Origin of the sequence: Martinezella miluonensis, assembly GCF_900094545.1 — a bacterium.
GTDB classification, from domain to species: Bacteria; Pseudomonadota; Alphaproteobacteria; order Rhizobiales; family Rhizobiaceae; genus Rhizobium; species Rhizobium miluonense.
On the sequence record NZ_FMAH01000003.1, the window covers coordinates 45,662 to 64,875 of the forward strand.

Genomic DNA, 19,214 nt, shown 5'->3' on the forward strand with positions numbered 1-19,214 from the left:
TAGAACGCCGGAAGCCTTCGTACCATGATACCACGCCTCGTTTCGGCGAAAGACAGTTTGCAACACCAGATCGGCGCCTTCGCGCGTCGGCTGGCTGCACTCGGCTTTTGCGGCGACGTGGAGATGGATGAAGGTGCCCGGACGGTCGCTTCAACCGACAACTCCATCTATCAGCTTAAGCCCGCCGCCATTCTTTATCCGCGCGGCGCCGACGACCTGAAGATCATTGCAGCAGCAATGTCGGAGCCCGCTTTCTCCGACATCACGATTGCACCCCGCGGCGGCGGCACAGGAACGAACGGACAATCGCTGACCTCAGGCGTCGTTGTCGACTGCTCCAGACATATGAACCGGATTGTGGAGATCGATCCAGTTCGAAAGATCGCCCGCGTCGAGGCTGGTGTCGTCAAGGATCAGCTGAACAAGGCGCTCAAGCCGTATGGGCTATTCTTTGCGCCTGAGCTTTCCACTTCCAACCGCGCCACGATCGGCGGCATGATCTCCACGGATGCCTGCGGCCAGGGTTCGTGCCTGTACGGCAAAACGAGCAACCATGTTCTCGGCCTTCGCGTCGTGCTCTCGGACGGCAGCGACTGGTGGTCACGTCCGCTCAACGGCGCTGCACTGGAAGAGATCAAAGCACGGCCTGATCGGATTGGCGAGATCTACCGGGCCGTCGACCGGATCGCGAATGACAAGCGCGACCTCATCGAGGCCACCTTCCCGAAGCTCAATCGCTATATGACCGGATATGATCTCGCCCATATCAGGCGCGAGGATGGCCGCTTCGATCTCAACGCGATCCTCTGCGGCTCTGAAGGCACGCTTGCCATGATCGCCGAGGCCGAGCTCAATGTTCTGCCGCTTCCGGCGCAAGCCGCGCTCATCAACATCCGCTACGACGATTTCAACACGGCGCTCGAAGATGCCCGGCTGCTGGTGGCGATGAAGGTCGCCTCGGTCGAAACGGTCGACGAAAAGGTGCTAGGTCTCGCAAAGGCCGACATCGTTTGGACCGGCATTGCCCGCTTCTTTCCCGAGGATCCATCCGGCCCGGCCAACGGCATCAACATCGTCGAGGTGCTGGCCGACGACCATGCGGAATTGGAGCGCAAGCTCGCCGAGGTGACAACGGTTCTCGACGCCGGTGCGCCTGCCCGCCATAAGGGCTACACCATCGCCCGCGAACGGCCGGAGATCGAGGCGATCTGGTCGATGCGCAAGCGGGCTGTCGGCCTGCTCGGCAATGTGGAAGGGCCGGTGCGCCCCGTGCCGTTCGTCGAGGATACGGCCGTCCCGCCCGAGCATCTAGCAGCCTATATAAGTGAATTTCGGGCCCTTCTCGATGCCGAAGGCCTTGAGTACGGCATGTTCGGCCACGTCGATGCCGGCGTGCTGCATGTACGTCCGGCCCTCGACCTCACGCGCGACGACCATCAACCACTCGTTCGCAAGATCAGCGACGGCGTCGTTGCTCTCACCCGCAAATATGGCGGCGTGCTCTGGGGAGAGCACGGAAAGGGCGTGCGCTCGGAATATGTACCCGACTACTTTGGCGACCTCTATCCGAGCCTGCAGGAGATTAAGCGCGCCTTCGATCCCGGCGACCGGCTCAACCCGGGCAAGATCGCCTCGGGCTCATCGCGGCCGCTCCTCAAGATCGACGAGGTGACGCTGCGCGGCGATCTCGATCGCATTATCGGCAATGACATCCGTGCTGCCTTTGACAATGCTGCCTACTGCAACGGCAACGGCGCCTGCTTCGATTTCGACGCCGCGAGCCCAATGTGCCCGTCCTTCAAGGCGACGGGCGACCGGCGCTTTTCGCCGAAGGGTCGCGCAGCGCTGATGCGCGAATGGCTACGCCTCCTTGCGGAACGACGTGTCGATCCCCGACGCGAAGCTGAGGCGCAGCGTCGCGCCAACCGCTTTGCCAACCTTTTCCGACGGGTGATCAACTCACTCAATCCGGCGAACCGAGACGACTTCTCGCATGAGGTACGGGCGGCGATGGACACCTGTCTCGCCTGCAAGGCCTGCGCGGGCCAATGTCCAGTCAAGGTCAGCGTTCCCGCCTTCCGGTCGAAGTTTCTGGAGCTCTATTACGGCCGCTATCTCAGGCCGCTGAAGGATCCGATCGTCGCCGCCATCGAAACGACCCTGCCACTGATGGCGCGCTTCAAGCCCGCCTACAATCTATTGACCGGTTCCGGTGCCGGCCAGGCCCTGATGCGACTTGCCGGTCTCACCGCGCTTCCAGCCATGCCCGCGATCTCGCTCGAACGGGAAGCCGCTCGTCTCGGCGTTAAGAGCACTACTCCGGAGCGGCTGGAGAAGCTCTCGTCGGAGGAGCGCGCGCGCGCAGTCGTTATCGTCGCCGACGTCTTCTCCACTCATTTCGACCCGGCCGTCGTCATTGCCGCGCTCAAGCTCCTTCGGAAAATGGGCGTGAAGCCCTGGCTCGCCACCTCGCAGCCGAACGGCAAGGCCCTGCATGTCCATGGTTATCTCGGCCGTTTCGAAAAGGAGGCGGCGAAATCGCGTGACTATCTCGACCGCATCTCGCAAATGGGCATTCCGCTCGTCGGCATCGATCCATCGATGACGCTGACCTATCGCAGCGAATATGCCGCCCTGCCCTCTGCCCGGCTGCAGGCACCGGTGCTGCTGCTTCAGGAATGGCTCGCGGCCAATCTGGAACGCCTGCCACAACCGCGAACCTCCTTCCAGGAGCGCTTTACGCTGCTGCCCCATTGCACAGAGCGGACGAACGCGCCTGCTGCCCTCAAACAATGGTCTTTGCTGTTCCAGAAGTTGGGCATCAAACTCGATATTGCCGATGTCGGTTGCTGTGGCATGGCCGGTACCTTCGGCCACGAGGTGCGCAATCGGGCCATATCGGAAAAGCTCTATGCCATGAGCTGGCAGGACAAGATCACCGAGAAGAGCGACCAAAACGTGGTCATGGCGACAGGCTTTTCCTGTCGTTCGCAGGTTGCCAAAATGGATCGCCAAACCACCCCACATCCCATCGAGATCCTGAACGGCTTGATCGGCTGAAACGCCGCGCAATCTTTCAGATTCAGCCTTGCGCTTAGTTCCTGGTTTTACTCATATCACTATCGCAAGCGCTCGCTTCTGTGCGCCATGCTTTAGCAACCGCAAAACAAATGTGGCGCCCAATGGGCGCCACATGCAAATGATCATATGCAAGCGATGCTTAGCCTGCTTCTCTCATGCGAATCTTTTCGAGGCTATAAACCTGGCCGAAGCGATTGGCGAGGAAATCGGCAAGATCGATTTCTTCCTGGCAGACGAAGCCCTTGGCCGGAAGCTTGCCATTGGCAAGCAGGTCGAGCACGGTCGTGATGCCGGCAGCCGTGGTGATCTGGATGGCGCTCATCTTCTTGCCGGCAACGATGCCCGCATAGACCTTGTTGGCATAGGTTTCCTGCATGTAGCGACCATCGCGCCAGCCGCAGACCGTTACGAAGACAACGACGACGTCCTGCATGGTGGCGGGCAGTGCATTTTCGAACAGATCCTTCAGCACATCGCGGCGGTTCTTGAGGTTCAGGTCGTTGAGCAGCGCCTTGATGATCGCCTGATGGCCGGGATAGCGGATCGTGCGATAGTTCATCGTGCGGACACGGCCGGAGAGTGTCTTGGCGAGCGTGCCGAGGCCACCGGAGGTGTTGAAAGCCTCATAAGTAACGCCGTCGAGGGAGAATTCCTCGCGCTCTTCCATAGCCGGCACGGTGACGAGTTTGCCTTCAACGATGGCTTCGCACGGCTCGATATATTCGTTGATCAGGCCGTCCGTGCTCCAGGTCAGATTGTAGTTGAGCGCATTGGACGGATACTGCGGCAGCGCGCCGACGCGCATGCGAACGCTGTCGAGGCTGTCGAAACGCTTGGCGAGATCATTGGCAACGATGGAAATGAAGCCCGGTGCCAGACCGCACTGCGGAATGAATGCAGTCTTCGCGTTCTGAGCCAGTTCTTCCACCTTCTTCGTCGTCGCGACGTCTTCGGTGAGATCGAGGTAGTGAACGCCTGCTTCGAGCGCCGCTTCGGCGACAAGGCCGGTGAGATGGAAGGGAGCTGCCGACAGAACGGCGAACTTTCCGCTCAAAACATCCACCAGTGCCGCGCGGTCGGTAATATCGACAGCTGCGGTCGAAATCGCGGCGTGGCGGTCGATCTTGGCAAGCTGCTCGGGGCTGCGATCGGTGACGACGACCTTGTAATCGCCGGTTTCGGCAAGCATCAAAGCAATCGCGCCGCCGATTTTGCCTGCGCCAATGACCACTATGTCTTTCATATTATTCCCCTGCGTTTCATGAATAAGATTTTTATAAGTGTAGGCAGCGGCTGAACGATTCATAGCGACAAAAAACGCATTTCGTTGTATAAAATTGCGCAATATGACGATCATGTTTTGCAAAATGCAGGAACTATCATGCAGGTAACAGGCAAGGACCGCGAGCTGCTGGCGTTGCTGGGCCAGAATGCCCGCATGCCGGTGGCGACGCTGGCCAAAAAGCTCTCGCTATCACGAACGACGGTCCAGGCCCGGCTCGAGCGACTGGAACGGGAAGGCGTGATTGCGGGCTATGGCGTGCGGCTCTCGGAAGCCTATCTTTCCGGCCTTATCCGTGCGCATGTTCTGATCACTATTGCGCCGAAGGCGCTGTCTGCCGTGACGGCTTCGCTGGACGCGATCCATGCCGTGACGACGCTTCACTCCGTCAGCGGCTCCTTCGACCTGATCGCCATCGTCGCAGCGCCATCAATTTCCGAACTGGATCAGCTGATCGATGAAATCGGCAAGATCGACGGGGTCGAACGAACGTTGTCGTCCATTATCCTCTCGACGCGAATCGCCCGCTGAAAGCAATTTCGTTCAGGGCGGAATTGACCCTCCCTCGATGTCGAAAACGAGCAGGTCGCTGACCGCGGATGATCGGAATTGTGCGTCGCCAGCGCTTAATTTGTCACCGACGCGGCTCCTCACCCTCGAGCTGAGGTTTCGACCCAAAAATGGGCCGACACTGCGCGCAATATATATGGCTCCCGCCTATCGAAAGTCTTAGAAGAATTACGTCACAGCTTTTTCATAAGGGCATAATTCCATGACGAGATTTCGCTTCGCCTTGGCGGGGTCGGCAGTGTTCTTTTGCCTTACGGGCGTAGCAAATGCCGAAGACCTGGTCTTCACGCTCAAGAATGGCACCAAGTCCGTTCTCACCAACTTCTACACCTCACCGGTCGGCGTCAACAATTGGGAAGACGATGTCTTCGGCAAGCAAGTACTAAGCCCCGGCGAGAGTGTTGAAATCACGATCGGCGACGGCCGGGCCGTCTGCAAATACGACATGAAGTTCGAGTTCGAGCAGGGATCCAATCTCGACACGACGACCGACACCCAGAACCTGTGCGAGCTGGGCAACTACACCATCCACGAATAGGGCGGGCCGGAAGATGCAGACACCGCGGCGTAAGACGTCGTGGCGTCTCCTCTTCCTTACAGCGTCTCCTTCATCAACAACCTGCTGTATGGATCAAAGAGTATCATGCGACGAGCCCTTGGACTGATACTCGCAGCTTCCCTTGCAACCGCAGCACATGCCGATCCGCTGGCAGATCTCGCTGCGGCGCAAAAGGCCACGGTCGAGGCCTGGAGCAAGGTTCCCTTTTCGCAACAGAACGTGGTGTTCGTCTCCCAGACATCCGATGGCTATGGCGTCTACAAGGAGCGCGACTCGAAGGTTTTCAAGCCCGGCGAACCGATCATCACTTATGGCGAACCGATCGGTTATGGCTGGAAGCAGCTGCCCGGCAATCTCTATGAAATGCACCTGATTGCCGATCTCGACATTGTCGATGCCGGCGGCGAGGTCCTTTGGGGCAAGCAGGGCTATATGGATACACGCCTGCAGAGCCACAAGCAGAATATGGAGTTCAAGTTCGACATGACCTTGACCGTGGATGGTCTATCCGCCGGAAAATACAAGCTTCATTACACGCTGCATGACATGACCTCGGGCAAGACCTCGTCCTTCGATGAGGATTTCGAGATCGCCTCGGGCAGCTGAAATCGGCGACACCCTTTCGGCCGCCATGACAGCGGCCGGCAACCACGTCAGGCCCTGCACCCAAGGGGATTGACTTGAAACCATAGCTCACGGACGAATTGAGGCCCCCATGAAAAAGATAGTACTTCTCGCCGCTGCACTCGTGGCATTCCCGATGCTTGCAAATGCCAAGACGCTCGCCTTCCCGAGCGACGCGCCGGTTGCCAGCGTCACCGTTCCCGATAGCTGGAAGCCGAAGGAAACCGAATCCGGTATCGACGCGAACTCACCGGACTCGGCCATCTATTTTGCACTCGATGTTGCAAGCGGTGACAACGTCGAGAAAGTCGTCGGCGATGCCATCAGCTTTCTCGACAAGAACGGTGTCAAGGTCGATGACAGCACCCGCAAGGACGACGACAGCAACGAAGTCAACGGGATGAAGCTCTCGATCCTGAACTGGCAGGGCACCGACGAAAACGGGGCAGTCAACATCAATCTTGGCGTGCTTTCTCCGGCGCCGAACAAGATCCTCGTGCTAACCTATTGGGGCTCCAAGGAGGACCAGGACAAGCATAAGCAGGAAGTGCTCGACATCATCGGCTCCATCAAGCCCGCGAAATAACGACCTTCAGCCGGAGGCTGCGGCGCAGCGGCCTCCAAGGCTACAATATTCTAGGCCCGCTCAATTGCGGGCTCTTTTTGTTTGGAGGTAGGCTGGAGGCGCAGGCGAGATACCTTCACCGCGCTTGTATCCCCGGTCGAAATCATGCGATGAGATAGGCTTGAGCGAACCAAGCACTATGGAGTGGGCCTATGAAGAAGATCGGTTTCCTTTCATTCGGCCACTGGACACCCTCACCCCAATCGCAAACGCGCTCTGCCTCCGACACACTTCTGCAGTCAATCGATCTCGCAGTCGCCGCCGAAGAACTCGGCGCGGATGGCGCCTATTTTCGTGTGCATCACTTCGCGCGCCAGCTTGCTTCGCCATTTCCGCTGCTGGCGGCGGTCGGCGCCAAGACCAGCCGCATCGAAATCGGCACCGCCGTCATCGACATGCGCTACGAGAACCCGCTCTACATGGCGGAAGATGCCGGCTCGGCCGATCTGATCGCCAGAGGCCGCTTGCAGCTCGGCATCAGCCGCGGCTCTCCCGAACAGGTGATCGACGGCTGGCGGCATTTTGGTTACGAGCCGACCGAAGGCGAGAGCGACGCCGACATGGGCCGGCGGCATGCGGAGGTGCTGCTCGACATCCTGCGCGGCGAAGGTTTTGCCCAACCCAACCCCCGGCCGATGTTTCCCAATCCGCCCGGTTTGCTGCGTCTAGAACCGCATTCCGAGGGTCTGCGCGACCGAATCTGGTGGGGCGCAAGCTCCAACGCAACAGCCGCATGGGCGGCGAGGCTCGGCATGAACCTGCAGAGCTCGACGCTCAAGGACGACGAGACCGGCCTGCCGTTCCATGTCCAGCAAGCCGATCAGATCAGGGTCTTTCGCGAGGCATGGAAAGAGGCCGGCCACAAGCGTGAACCGCGTGTCTCGGTGAGCCGCAGTATCTTCGCGCTGGTCAACGATCTCGACCGCGCTTATTTCGGCAGCAGCGGCAAGGATGCCGACAAAGTCGGCTTCATCGATGAAAAGACGCGGGCCATCTTTGGCCGTAGCTATGCCGCCGAGCCGGATGTGCTGATCGAGGAATTGGCGAAGGACGAGGCCATCGCGGCAGCCGACACGCTGCTTTTGACGGTCCCCAACCAGCTCGGTGTCGAATACAACGCGCATGTGATCGAGGCCATCCTCACCCACGTCGCTCCCGCGCTCGGATGGCGCTGAGCAATCGAAGCGAAACAAGCTTGTCAGGCGATCATTGTAACTGCCCGCAAAATTTACATTTGCGGGCAGCGTCTGACCACGCTCTCGGTTTGGATGGGATCGACAACACGCCGCAACGACAATGGGAGCTGTTGCGCTTTATCCATCTGCCGACTCTAAGCTTCCCATGCCAAACGCTCCACGGCGAAATAAGTGGTGATGTGAATCAGCCTTCGGCAGATCGAGTCAAGCCGGACAACGATGCACCGAGCCGCCTAAGCGCCGACGGGTGCGCGGAAATGCGCAGGGTCGAGACGCGAAAACAACCGCCGATCTAATAAATTTTTAACCATGACTGTGCCCTAACTGCTTGTAATTTCTTCATTGGAGCAGATCATGGTGCGTGCATCGAAAATGAACGAGTTGGACGACCGGCTCGACTTCGTGGGACTGGGGCAAGATGCCCGGCAGGCCCTTACGGAGTTGCAACCGATTATCGAACTTGCCGTCAAAGGTTCTCTCGACGTCTTCTACGAGAAGATCGTCAAGCATCCGGCAATGTCGAAGTTCTTTTCGTCGCAGCAGCATGTGGCACATGCGAAATCCAAGCAGCAAGAGCATTGGAAGACGATCGCATCAGGCAAATATGGCCCGGACTATGTCGAAGCGGTCTCGGCCGTCGGCCGCACTCATGCGCGCCTCGGGCTTGAGCCGCGTTGGTACATCGGCGGCTATGCCGTGATCCTTGAGGGCATGGTGCGCGCAATCGTCGCACAGCAGCTCAAGGGCATGCTGCAGCGCAAGCATGAACAGGCACTGTCGCGTCGCCTGTCGGCTATCATCAAGGCAGCCCTCGTCGACATGGATTACGGCATCTCCGTCTATCTTCAGGTGCTGGCCGACGAACGAGACCGGGCGGAAAGCGAGCGGGCGGCAGCACAACAGGAACAGGAGCGCGCGCTCAACGCGCTCGGCGTCGCGCTGAACGGCTTGGCAAACGGCGATCTGACGGCTGATATCACAGAAGCGCTCTCCGCTGAGTTCGAAATTCTCAAGAGCAATTACAACGCATCGCTCGGCTCTCTCGGGACAGCAATGCAGCGCATCGAGGATTCGGTGACCCGCGTCCGCGACGAAGCCGGATCGATCTCTTCGGCCGCCGACAACATGGCGCGGCGTACGGAACAGCAAGCGTCCGCGCTGGAGGAAAGCGCGGCGGCCATCGAACAGATCACCACGATCTCCGAACAGACGGCCGAGCGGACGCGCGAAGTGCAGGCGATCGTCAAGGAATCGGCGTCCGAGGCCGAACGCTCCCGGCAGGTCGTCCAGGAGGCCGTCTCGGCCATGGACGATATCGAAACCTCTTCGCGCAAGATGACCGATATCATCTCCGTCATCGACGACATCGCCTTCCAGACCAATCTTCTGGCATTGAATGCCGGCGTCGAGGCTGCCAGAGCGGGCGAACAGGGCAAGGGCTTTGCCGTCGTCGCCCAGGAAGTGCGTGAACTGGCCCAGCGTTCGGCCAGCGCCGCAAAGCAGATCAAGGACCTGATCGACCGGTCGTCGAATGACGTCCGCCGCGGCGTCGAGCTGGTCAATCGCACCGGCGAGGCACTGGCGCTCATCGGCGACCAGGTTGCCTCCATCGACAGAAATGTCGGCGCCATCGCCCGCTCGGCACAGGAACAGGCCGTCGGCATCAGCGAGATCAACTCCGCCGTCCGCAACATGGATCAGATGACTCAACAGAATGTGGCGCTGATGGAAGAGACGAACGCCTCGACCCGCCACCTTGCCGATATCAGCAACGAACTTGCCGGTCTGGTCGGCCGTTTCAAGACGGTGCGCTCGGGCGCACGGACCGGCGCCGTGAGGCTCAAGCTCGCCAGCTGAGGCGGCTGCTACGCACCAACGCCGGTCGTTTGAAGGCTAACCACACTTCAAGGGCTTCGGATCGAACGGCTCCAGACGCAAGTCTGGGGTCGTTTTCGGCTGCGTGCCCTATCCCGGCATTTCCTCGATTTCCGCAAGCAGCCACTGGCGAAACGCCTTCATCGATGCTGTTTCCGCCCGCGATTTCAGCCGCGTCAACCAGTAGCTTCCGGTCATAGCTGTGATCCGGAACGGCTGCATGATCCTTCCGGCTTCGATGTCATGCGAAAACATGGCAACGGGGACGAGCGCGACGCCAACGCCGCGTGCCGCGGCCTCGACCAGCGTCAGCGACGAATCGAACATCCAACCCCGGAGATGAGGAGGCGGCAAGCCCGCGGCCCTGAACCACAGCGACCATTCATCGATCCGGTAGGATCGCAACAGTTCAACATCGGCAAGATCGGCAGGCGTGCGCAATCGCTCGCCAATAGCAGGCGTGCAAACAGGCGACAGCGGCGCATCCATCAAATGGATCGCCTCGGTCCCATGCCAAGCGCCGTCGCCGAAACGCAGGAAGAAATCCAGCCCGTCGAGCACCATGTCGGCGCGGTTGTTGTTGGTCTTCAAGCGCAGGTCGACATGCGGATGCTGCGCCTTGAAGCTGCCGAGGCGCGGCAAGAGCCAGCCAATGGCGAAAGTGCCGACGACACCGACCGTGAGGATCTCGGCAAAATTCCCCTCCTCCAGCTGGCTGAGCGTGGCGCTCATGCGGCGAAACGCATCGGTCAGCACCGGCAGTAGCGCATGTCCCTCGTCGGTCAAAGCAAGGCCGCGAGGCAGGCGTTTGAAGAGCGTCACTCCCAGCACGTCCTCCAGCGCCTTGGCCTGATGGCTGACTGCGGTCTGAGTTACCCGAAGCTCCAACCCCGCCCGTGTGAAACTGCAATGTCGCGCCGAGGCCTCGAAGACGCGCAGGGCGTTCAGCGGAAGCTGTGAGATGTCCATTGTGTCCTAAGCCCAAGTTTTTCTCATGCCTAAGCCCAAAATTGATCGTTTGTCTAGGGCACGAAGCAGCGGCATAGTCCGCCTCGCAAGCTGATTTGCAAGGTCCCAATGACATCCGCGGGACCTGATATGCAGGCTTCTGCTCAACATGAATCGAAATGGAAACAAGATGACGATCTTATTGTCACGCCGGCAAAGCCTTGCCGGCAGTTTGCTTGCGCTCCCTGTTTTGGCGGGGATAAGCGGGATTGGGCGCGCCTCGGACGATAATTCGGGTGAAGCGCAGCTTGCGGCACTCGAAAGCAAGCATCCAGGACGCATTTGCGTCAGCATTCTCGACATGGGAAGCGGCAAGCGCATCGAGCACCGCGCCGGCGAGCGCATCCTGATGTGCAGCACTTTCAAGGCGCTGGTGGCAGCTCTGGTGCTTTCACGCGTCGACAAGGGCGAGGAAAAGCTCGATCGGCGCATTCACTACACGAAAAGCGACCTCCTCGGTAACTCGCCAGCGACCGAAGCGAATGTGGGCGAGACAGGAATGACCGTCGCGGAACTCTGTGCGGCGGCCGTGACGCTCAGCGACAATGCGGCAGCGAACCTGTTGCTTGCCAGCTTTGGCGGCCCGAAGGAATTGACCGCCTTCTGCCGGAGCCTCGGCGACGAGATCACGCATCTCGACCGTATAGAGCCCGAATTGAACTACCACGACACGCCGGACGACCAGCGCGATACGACGACAGCCGCCGCCATGCTGGAGAACCTGCGGCGGCTCTTGTTTACCGATGTGCTTTCGCCGGCATCGCGATCGCAGCTGGCTGCATGGCTGATCATGACCAAGACGGGAGATGCCCGCCTGCGCGCCGGCCTTCCGAAAAACTGGCTGGTGGGCGACAAGACCGGAACAAGCGACGACAAGGTCGGCAATGCCAACGACATCGCAGTGCTGTGGCCTTCAAACCGCGCCCCCATCATCGTTACGGCCTATTGCGAGATACCTGGAATTGCCGCGGACGAACGCAATGCCGTCATCGCCGAGATCGGCCGCATTGCCGCCTCGATCTGAAACTCACGCATTCGACGACCGCATTCTCCTTTGAACATTACCAACAGCGCCATGCCTGCCAGGCCATGTCATACGGCAAGGCCTGTTATCACAATGAGGATATCATCTTGAACACGCATTTCATTCCACTGCGAAAGCTCGGTATCGTCGCCGGCTGCCTCGCCTATGGCGCTACTGCCAATGCTGCTGATGGCGGTAACCAGGGCCGCTTGGAGCGGGCGGTCGACGCAGCTATCCGCCCGCTCATGACAGAAAATGACGTCCCGGGACTTGCGGTTGCGATTAGCATCAAGGGCAAGCGCTACGTCTTCAACTACGGTGTTGCTTCGAAAGAAACCGGCCAAAAGATCATGAACGACACGATCTTCGAGGTCGGCTCCGTCAGCAAGACCTTCACGGCCGCGCTCGCCTCCTATGCTCAGGTCAGTGGAAAGCTGTCCTTCTCCGACAAGGCGACGAAATATATGCCTGAACTCGCGGGGGGCAGCTTCGACAAGATCAGTCTCCTCGATCTCGGCACCTACACCGCCGGCGGCCTGCCCTTGCAATTCCCGAAAGACGTGACCGATCAGGACAAGATGGTCGCCTACTATCGCAGCTGGCACCCCTCCTATGCTCCCGGCACCTATCGGCTCTACTCCAACGCCAGCATCGGCCTGTTCGGCTATCTGGCGGCGCGGGCCATGGGCCAGCCGTTCGATACGCTGATGCAGGACAAGATCCTCGCCGGTCTCGGGCTCAAGCACACCTATATTCACGTCCCGGCAGGCGAGATGCGCAATTATGCCTATGGCTATTCGAAGCAGGGCAAGCCGCTGCGGGTAGGCCCCGGCGTTTTCGACGCGCAGGCCTACGGCATCAAGACGACGGCCTCTGATATGCTCAGCGTCCTCGAAGCCAATATGGATAGTTCGGGGCTGACAGACGGCACCTTGCAGCGCGCGATCGCTGCAACCCATGTCGGCTACTACACCGTTGGGAACACGACCCAGGCCCTGGGCTGGGAGACCTACGCCTATCCGACGACGCTTGCCCGGCTGCTTGCCGGTAATTCGTCCGATATGGCGCTTGACCCGCATAAGATCGAGCCGCTGAACCCGCCACAACAGTCGAAAAAGGACGTCTTGCTCAACAAGACCGGTTCGACCAACGGCTTCGGCGCCTATGCGGTCTTCATTCCCGGGCGGCAGATCGGTATCGTGCTGCTGGCGAACAAGAACTACCCGAACGCAGAACGCATCAAGACCGCATACAAGATCCTGACGGTGATCGAGAGCCTTCCAGGCTCTGGCGGCGCGCAATAGCAGGCCAAATTCCGGCTCTTGCTTGATCCGCTAAGCGGCCGACCTTCGAGAAAATTCGAGGGCCGGCCGTCATTCTACCTGTTGGATTTCTATCGGCTGTTGGGCGCCTGGCGCAGGGCAGCATCGGCTTGGGAGGCTTCTGTCCCGTTGAGGAACTCCTGCAGGAGCCGGCTAATCCGCTCAGGCGGAGTACCCTTGGCATATTCTTCCTGCATCCGGCGTCTGACTAACATTTCCAAGACTGACATGTCTTTCACCTCATCATTCCGGCGCAAGACAAATGTCGCTCTCATTGGAACGCGGGGCAAGTTACAGTTTTTTCATGGTCTTGGCTGCCATGCCTGAAAATATCGCGCTCGCTTGGAGGCCGCAGGAAGATCTTAGCATCTAACTCAAGCGTGATCATCTTCCCGCTTGCAAATGCGGACACATTGTAGAATTGAAAGCGGCCGGTCGGTCGGTTGTTTGCACTTCGTTAACCTCCGTGCTTTAGCGGGCCACACCCCGGCCTTTGGATAAGGTCGCATGCAAGGAATGAATAATGCCCGTAAAGAAAAATTCTGCCTCCGATGTTTTCCAGCGCAAGATTTCTGATTTCTGTGATCTGAGGCTCGCGCCGCTGCTGCAACCCCGCAGCTTTGAAAATCTCAAGGGCTTCATGATCGGGCTCATCGTCTTCCAGTCGCGTCCCCCGCTGAGGGCCGGACGCGTGGACTTTCAGGAAATCGCAACGCTCTGCGGAATGGATGCTGAAATGAGCCCTGAGGTCAAACGGGCGGCCCAACCCGGCTTTGACGCGATTCTTCGCTGGCTGGGAGTGACCAAAGGCAAAAAGGCAACCATCTCCCCCGCCGTTTCCAAAAGCCCGCTGCGCGTCGTCGGCAAGACGGGCATAGCCGTGCGGCCGGAGCGCCGGGCAGCCGCCTCGTAAGAACCTCCTGCCACCTCCTTCTGCTCCAGCATCGATACCGCTATCTCAACGACCAGCCAGGAAAATGCCTACCGAAGTGTTCATGGTGCATTCAATCGTGCCGTTCCCACGACCGTCGGAGCCTCCTTTTTCTTCGCTGCCAGCAGCGGCGGCGTGAAATGGGGCTGGCGTCAGCCGTCATGATCATCGGCGCTCTGCCGCCAGCGCTCCTCGGCCTCGTGATGTACCTGCAGCTTTCCGGCCCGATGACCGCAGGAGCGGTCAAAGGCTAGCGTCCGCGGATCTCGCAATCCGACACATGGTCCGAACCGGGATGCGCAGAAGGGCGCAAACAATATTCAGCTCTCCGTATCGCCGCCCTACGAGGCGGCGTTACTCTCATCCGCGACCGGTTTCGGTTGCAGCTCGACTGCCGATCGTCGCCGAGGCATGTCACCGAAAATGCCGCCCGGACGCACCAGCAGGATAATGCAGAGCATGACGCCGATTGCCACGATTTGCAGGGAAGCGGCGCGCGCTTGTTGTTCGGGCGAAAAGAGGACACTCGTCAGCGCGCCGGACCCGGCCCAAATCGCCCAGACCAGAACACTACCGGCGATGGCGCCCTTGTTGCTGCCCGAGCCACCGACAATCAGCATGACCCAGATCTGGAAGGTCAGGATCGGGACATAATTGTCCGGCGCGATGAAGCCGATGAAATGTGCCTGGATGGCACCTGCAAGCCCCATGATCGCACCGCCGACGGCGAAGGCCTGAACACGATAGAAGCGGGCGCTCTTGCCGAGCGAGACGGCGGCGCGCTCATCCTCGCGCAAAGCCTTCAAGACGCGGCCCCAGGGACTTCGCGCCAGATGCTCCAGCGCGAGGTAGACGATCAGCAACACGACGACCACGACGCCGAGATTAGCGAAGTTGAAAAGCAACGGCGTCTCGGCAAGACTTGCGAAAGGACGCGGAATGAAACCGATGCCGAAGGGACCGCCGGTCAGCTTTTGCGCGTTCAGAGCGACAAGCTGAACGACGACGGCCACACCGAAGGTAGTGATCGCCAAATAATCGGATTTCAATCGAAGCGTCGCCACGCCGATAATGGCGGCGGCAAGACCGGCCACGACCATGGCACCCAGCCAGCCGACAAGGATCGGCAGATCGAATCCACCAAAGCGCCCTGTCGTATCAGGCGTCGTCAGCAAAGCCGACGTATAGGCTCCGATGGCGACGAAGCCGGCAAGACCGACATTGAAGAGGCCCGTCAGCCCCCATTGCAGGTTCAGACCCAAAGTTATGAAGGAGAAGACCAATGCCGTAGTCAGGAAGAAAGCGCCGTAGCCAATAATATCCATCATCGCTCTCTCACTCCGAAAAGGCCGATCGGCCGGATGAACAGCACCGCCATCAGGATTATGAAGGAGATGGCGGCGCGCCATTCCGCACCGACAAGCTGAACCGCAACCGCTTCGGCAAGGCCGATGATCAGGCCGCCGAGAACCGCGCCCGGCACGCTGCCGATACCGCCGAGAATGGCGGCGGCAAACATCGGCAGCAGCATGTCGAAGCCCATCAGCGGGCGGATCTGCACGAGAATTCCGATCATGACGCCGGCGACGCAGGCCAGCCCTCCGCCGATCAGCCAGGTGACGCGCACGACCTTGGCGACATCGATGCCGACGACGCGGGCAAGCGCCGGATTTTGACTCAGCGCCTGCATGGAACGGCCCGTCTGCGTCCTCGTCATCAGCATATGCACGCCGAAGACAAGCAGCGCCGTGACGATCAGAAGCGCGATCTGATCGGGCGTGATGCGAATGCCGAAACCAACGGGCATGGCGATCTGGATGGCGCGGCTGAAATAGGCCGGGCGCGACGTGAAGAGGAATTCGAGCAGGCTGCGCAGAGCCATGGAAGCGCCGAAGCTCGCCATGACGACGATGATCGACTGGCCCTTGGCTCTCAGCCTGGAAAACAGGACTTTATCGAGCGCAAGAGCAAGAACGCCGGTAAAACCCATTGCGGCGATAACCGCGACAATCAGCGGCCAGCCGAACGAAAGCGGACCGATCGGCGCAACCTTGCCGAAGATCGCCCCGATGGCGCTGACGACGGCAAGCGTCGCATAGGTGCCCCAAGCCATGAAATCGCCATGAGCGAAGTTCGAAAAGCGCAGGATCGAATAGGTCAGCGTCACGCCGATGGCGCCAAGTCCGATCATAGACCCCGTCAGCAACCCGTCGACGATGAATTGCAGGTTCATGCCGTACCTCCTGTTCTAGGGGTCGCAGGTCGCTGGCCGAGATAGAGCTCGGCGACGACAGGGTCGTTCCAGAGCTCGGAGGCCACGCCTTCATGCCTGTCCTTGCCTTCAACGAGCACATAGGCGCGGTCGCCGATGGCAAGCGCCGCTTTGGCATTCTGTTCGACAAGCAGAATGGTGACGCCAGATTTGCGAATATCAGTCAGCATCTCGAAGACCATTGAGACGAATTTCGGGGAAAGACCCGCCGAGGGTTCATCGAGGACAAGAAGCTTCGGGTGAACGATGAGGGCACGCGCAACGGCGAGCATCTGCCGCTGTCCGCCGGAAAGATTGCCCGCCGCAATGCGGCGATGACGGGCGAGATCCGGAAAGGTCGCATACATTTCCTCAATGCGAGCGGGAACCTCCTTCGGCTTCAGAATGCCGCCTGCCACCTTCAGATTGTCCTCGACGGACATCAGCGGGAAGACATTCTCCGTCTGCGGCACGAAGGCGAGGCCGAGCCGCACCATGTTGTGCGCCGGCGCGCGGGTGATATCCTTGCCGGCCAGCTCCACCTTGCCGCTTTCGACCGGAACGAGACCGGCAATCGCCTTGATGAAGCTCGATTTGCCGGCGCCGTTGGGGCCGAGGACGACGACGATCTCCTTTTCTGCCACGTCGATCGAGGCACCGCGCACGATCGGGACGCCGGGCTCGTAACCGGCGACGAGATTGCGAACGCTCAAGACCGGTTCGCTCATGCCGCGCCTCCAAGATAGGCTTCGATGACACGCGGATCGCGGGCAACCTCTTCCGGCGTACCCTCGCAGAGAATCTGGCCACTCGCCATAACAAGCACGCGGTGACAAAGACGCGTCACCATATCGATATTGTGCTCGATGAGCAGAAAGGTGACGCCGCGCTGATTGATATCGCGGATACGGTCGATGATCGTCTCGAGAAGCGTGGCGTTGACGCCGGCCGCCGGTTCGTCGAGCAGGATGAGGGCCGGGTCGGCCATCATGACGCGGGCAAGCTCAAGAAGCTTGCGCTGGCCGCCTGACAATATTCTTGCAGGCTCATGCGTCAGGTGCGTCAGATGGACAAGCTCGAGCAGTTCCATCGCCTTTGCTTGAGCGACCCTTTCTTCAGCAGCCACTCTCCACGGACGCAGGAAATTCGACAATAGCCGCTCGCCGGCCTGGTTCTGCGCCGCAAGCATCACATTGTCGAGGAGCGACAAGTTAGGGAAAGGCCGCGGGATCTGAAACGTCCGGCCGAGACCACGACCGATACGGCGATGCGCCGCCTCGCCCGCCACCGGCATGCCATTCAACGTGATTTCGCCGCTGCTGGGCGCAACGCTACCAGCCAGCAGATCGAACATCGTCGTCTTGCCGGCGCCATTGGGGCCAATGAGCCCGAGAATCTCGCCTCGCCGTACGTCGAACGAAACGTCGCCGACGGCGGTGATGCCGCCGAAACGGCGCACCACGTTCTTTGCGGTCAGAACCGGCCGGGCTTCCTCCCCATGCCGTTCAGTGGTCGTACTCATGAGATCCCTCTGGCCGGAAAGCGATCGTTGCCGCTTTCCTGATTATTTGATTTGTGATCACACTTGCATTGATCACGCTAATCAGCTTTAATCCACTCTGCAAGCCGAAAAAAGGGATTTCGAATGCAAAAGGCCACCGCCGAGAAGAGCGATCCGATTGCCGCACAGCTTGCGCCCGTGGGCCGCGAAACGGTTCAGGACCGGGTCTATTCCGAGCTGCGCCGCGCGCTGATCGGCGGCCTGTTCGAGCCCAGCCAAGTGCTGACGATCCGCGGCCTGGCTGATGCGCTAATGACCAGCACCATGCCGGTCCGCGAAGCACTCGGCCGGCTCATCACAGAGAAGGCACTGGAAGCGCTTCCCAACCGATCCGTTCGCGTGCCCCCGATCACGCTCGAGCGCATGGATGATCTATTGCGCGCTCGTATCCTCATTGAGGGCGAGGCGATCGCCCTCGCCGCAACCCGTATGAATTCGCGCCAGATCTCCATCATCGAGAGCATGCTCGGCGACTGGGATGAGATGCGCGCACTGAAGCACAAGAAGGACGTCGACCGCGAAGTCACGCTCAACCAGGCCTTTCATTTCGAGATCTACCGGGCCTGCGGCTCGGCCGTGCTGATCCCGATGATCGAAAGCCTGTGGCTGCAGTCCGGCCCCTGTATCCGTGTCGCCATCTACGCCTTCTCGGACGCGGGTGAGGTCGACACGGCCCATTATCACCGCACGATCGTCAAGGCGATCGCGGCACAAGATGCAAAGGAAGCGCGGGATGCACTGGTCGCAGACATCAGCCGGCCGTTTACCTTCCTGCGCAGCAAACTGGAAGCCGAAGCCAAGAGGGGTATGTCCGCATGAGCCAACGCGCCATCAAAATCTCCGAACCACGTTCTGGCCTCAGCGTCTTTGCGCCGCTACTGGATGCCAAGGCGCCCGACAATGTTGCCTTTCTCTGGACCTATCTGAGTGAACAACGCGTGGTCGGCGGCATTCACGCCATGTGGACCGGGCCGGAAATCTCCTGCCCTATACCGCCGGCACATCTGAAGGGCGCCTCCTATGCCGCAGCCCTGCCAGCCGAGAATGCGACGCTGACGCCGCAGCCCGGTGATATCGTGCTGAGCTATGTGCCGCCGCGCATGTGGGGCGGCAATCCCGACGCGATTTTCGATATCGGACTGTTCTATGGATCGGGCGCGCGCCTGCTGTTCCCGATCGGCTGGCTTGCCGGCAGCGTCGTTGCGCAAGTACGCGCAGAAGAACGCGAGCAATTCGCTGCAGCCTGCGGCGTCATCCGGCGCAACGGTGCCTGCGACGTCACATTCGAGCGCGCGGAGATCTGAG

Annotated in this window: 18 protein-coding genes and 1 pseudogene; 13 read left to right on the forward strand and 6 right to left on the reverse strand. The window is 60.0% G+C overall.

Features of this window, described 5'->3' with window-relative positions:
• Nucleotides 1-24 precede the first annotated feature (24 nt).
• Complete coding sequence (ydiJ, locus tag GA0061102_RS04190) at nucleotides 25-3,060, forward strand: D-2-hydroxyglutarate dehydrogenase YdiJ (RefSeq protein WP_092844347.1); 3,036 nt, start codon at nucleotides 25-27, stop codon at nucleotides 3,058-3,060.
• Between the two features lie 160 nt (nucleotides 3,061-3,220).
• Here the strand turns inward: ydiJ and GA0061102_RS04195 are convergent, their stop codons facing one another.
• Entirely contained in the window at nucleotides 3,221-4,324 is a 1,104-nt protein-coding gene (locus GA0061102_RS04195; protein ID WP_092844349.1) for a saccharopine dehydrogenase family protein, read from the reverse strand.
• 138 nt (nucleotides 4,325-4,462) lie between these two features.
• On the opposite strand from GA0061102_RS04195, the gene GA0061102_RS04200 reads away from it, so the two are divergent.
• From GA0061102_RS04200 to GA0061102_RS04225, 6 genes are all read left to right on the forward strand, one after another.
• On the forward strand, nucleotides 4,463-4,894 hold the full coding sequence (locus GA0061102_RS04200; RefSeq protein ID WP_092844351.1) for an Lrp/AsnC family transcriptional regulator: 432 nt from the start codon (nucleotides 4,463-4,465) through the stop codon (nucleotides 4,892-4,894).
• A 241-nt stretch (nucleotides 4,895-5,135) separates the two neighbouring features.
• On the forward strand, nucleotides 5,136-5,471 hold the full coding sequence (locus GA0061102_RS04205; RefSeq protein ID WP_092844352.1) for a hypothetical protein: 336 nt from the start codon (nucleotides 5,136-5,138) through the stop codon (nucleotides 5,469-5,471).
• A 105-nt stretch (nucleotides 5,472-5,576) separates the two neighbouring features.
• A complete protein-coding gene (locus GA0061102_RS04210) occupies nucleotides 5,577-6,098 on the forward strand; it encodes a hypothetical protein (protein WP_208858606.1) in 522 nt (173 codons plus the stop codon).
• 109 nt (nucleotides 6,099-6,207) lie between these two features.
• Nucleotides 6,208-6,702: a histidine kinase gene (locus GA0061102_RS04215; protein ID WP_092844353.1), complete on the forward strand. Its 495-nt coding sequence runs from the start codon at nucleotides 6,208-6,210 to the stop codon at nucleotides 6,700-6,702.
• A 191-nt stretch (nucleotides 6,703-6,893) separates the two neighbouring features.
• Nucleotides 6,894-7,916, forward strand: a complete 1,023-nt coding sequence (locus GA0061102_RS04220; RefSeq protein WP_092844354.1) for an LLM class flavin-dependent oxidoreductase — start codon at nucleotides 6,894-6,896, stop codon at nucleotides 7,914-7,916.
• Between the two features lie 375 nt (nucleotides 7,917-8,291).
• Nucleotides 8,292-9,794, forward strand: a complete 1,503-nt coding sequence (locus tag GA0061102_RS04225; protein ID WP_092844356.1) for a globin-coupled sensor protein — start codon at nucleotides 8,292-8,294, stop codon at nucleotides 9,792-9,794.
• A 108-nt stretch (nucleotides 9,795-9,902) separates the two neighbouring features.
• On the opposite strand, the gene GA0061102_RS04230 is transcribed toward GA0061102_RS04225, so the two are convergent.
• Nucleotides 9,903-10,781: a LysR family transcriptional regulator gene (locus GA0061102_RS04230; protein ID WP_092844358.1), complete on the reverse strand. Its 879-nt coding sequence runs from the start codon at nucleotides 10,779-10,781 to the stop codon at nucleotides 9,903-9,905.
• 169 nt (nucleotides 10,782-10,950) lie between these two features.
• On the opposite strand from GA0061102_RS04230, the gene bla reads away from it, so the two are divergent.
• The 4 genes and pseudogenes from bla to GA0061102_RS04255 all read left to right on the forward strand — a co-directional run.
• Nucleotides 10,951-11,844: a class A beta-lactamase gene (gene bla / locus GA0061102_RS04235; RefSeq protein WP_092844360.1), complete on the forward strand. Its 894-nt coding sequence runs from the start codon at nucleotides 10,951-10,953 to the stop codon at nucleotides 11,842-11,844.
• A 122-nt stretch (nucleotides 11,845-11,966) separates the two neighbouring features.
• On the forward strand, nucleotides 11,967-13,148 hold the full coding sequence (gene ampC / locus GA0061102_RS04240) for a class C beta-lactamase (RefSeq protein WP_167667908.1): 1,182 nt from the start codon (nucleotides 11,967-11,969) through the stop codon (nucleotides 13,146-13,148).
• A 541-nt stretch (nucleotides 13,149-13,689) separates the two neighbouring features.
• Nucleotides 13,690-14,079 carry a hypothetical protein gene (locus tag GA0061102_RS04250; RefSeq protein WP_092844364.1) on the forward strand — a complete coding sequence of 130 codons (390 nt, stop codon included), beginning with the start codon at nucleotides 13,690-13,692 and terminating at the stop codon, nucleotides 14,077-14,079.
• A 93-nt stretch (nucleotides 14,080-14,172) separates the two neighbouring features.
• Nucleotides 14,173-14,351, forward strand: a pseudogene (locus tag GA0061102_RS04255) (carbohydrate ABC transporter permease); the annotation flags it as partial.
• Between the two features lie 87 nt (nucleotides 14,352-14,438).
• On the opposite strand, the gene GA0061102_RS04260 reads toward GA0061102_RS04255, so the two are convergent.
• The 4 genes from GA0061102_RS04260 to GA0061102_RS04275 are packed head-to-tail and all read right to left on the reverse strand — an operon-like array spanning nucleotide 14,439 to nucleotide 17,870.
• Nucleotides 14,439-15,425, reverse strand: a complete 987-nt coding sequence (locus GA0061102_RS04260) for a branched-chain amino acid ABC transporter permease (protein WP_167667896.1) — start codon at nucleotides 15,423-15,425, stop codon at nucleotides 14,439-14,441.
• Nucleotides 15,422-16,330, reverse strand: a complete 909-nt coding sequence (locus GA0061102_RS04265; protein WP_092844366.1) for a branched-chain amino acid ABC transporter permease — start codon at nucleotides 16,328-16,330, stop codon at nucleotides 15,422-15,424. Before GA0061102_RS04265 ends, GA0061102_RS04260 begins: the two co-directional genes overlap by 4 nt.
• Complete coding sequence (locus tag GA0061102_RS04270; RefSeq protein ID WP_092844368.1) at nucleotides 16,327-17,076, reverse strand: ABC transporter ATP-binding protein; 750 nt, start codon at nucleotides 17,074-17,076, stop codon at nucleotides 16,327-16,329. The genes GA0061102_RS04265 and GA0061102_RS04270 overlap by 4 nt, the downstream gene beginning before the upstream one ends.
• Nucleotides 17,073-17,870: an ABC transporter ATP-binding protein gene (locus GA0061102_RS04275; protein ID WP_092844370.1), complete on the reverse strand. Its 798-nt coding sequence runs from the start codon at nucleotides 17,868-17,870 to the stop codon at nucleotides 17,073-17,075. Before GA0061102_RS04275 ends, GA0061102_RS04270 begins: the two co-directional genes overlap by 4 nt.
• Before the next feature lie 123 nt (nucleotides 17,871-17,993).
• Between GA0061102_RS04275 and GA0061102_RS04280 the strand changes: the two genes are divergently transcribed.
• Both GA0061102_RS04280 and GA0061102_RS04285 read left to right on the forward strand, forming a co-directional pair.
• Nucleotides 17,994-18,728: a GntR family transcriptional regulator gene (locus tag GA0061102_RS04280; protein ID WP_092844372.1), complete on the forward strand. Its 735-nt coding sequence runs from the start codon at nucleotides 17,994-17,996 to the stop codon at nucleotides 18,726-18,728.
• Entirely contained in the window at nucleotides 18,725-19,213 is a 489-nt protein-coding gene (locus GA0061102_RS04285) for a DUF3830 family protein (RefSeq protein ID WP_092844374.1), read from the forward strand. The genes GA0061102_RS04280 and GA0061102_RS04285 overlap by 4 nt, the downstream gene beginning before the upstream one ends.
• Nucleotide 19,214: the final 1 nt, after the last annotated feature.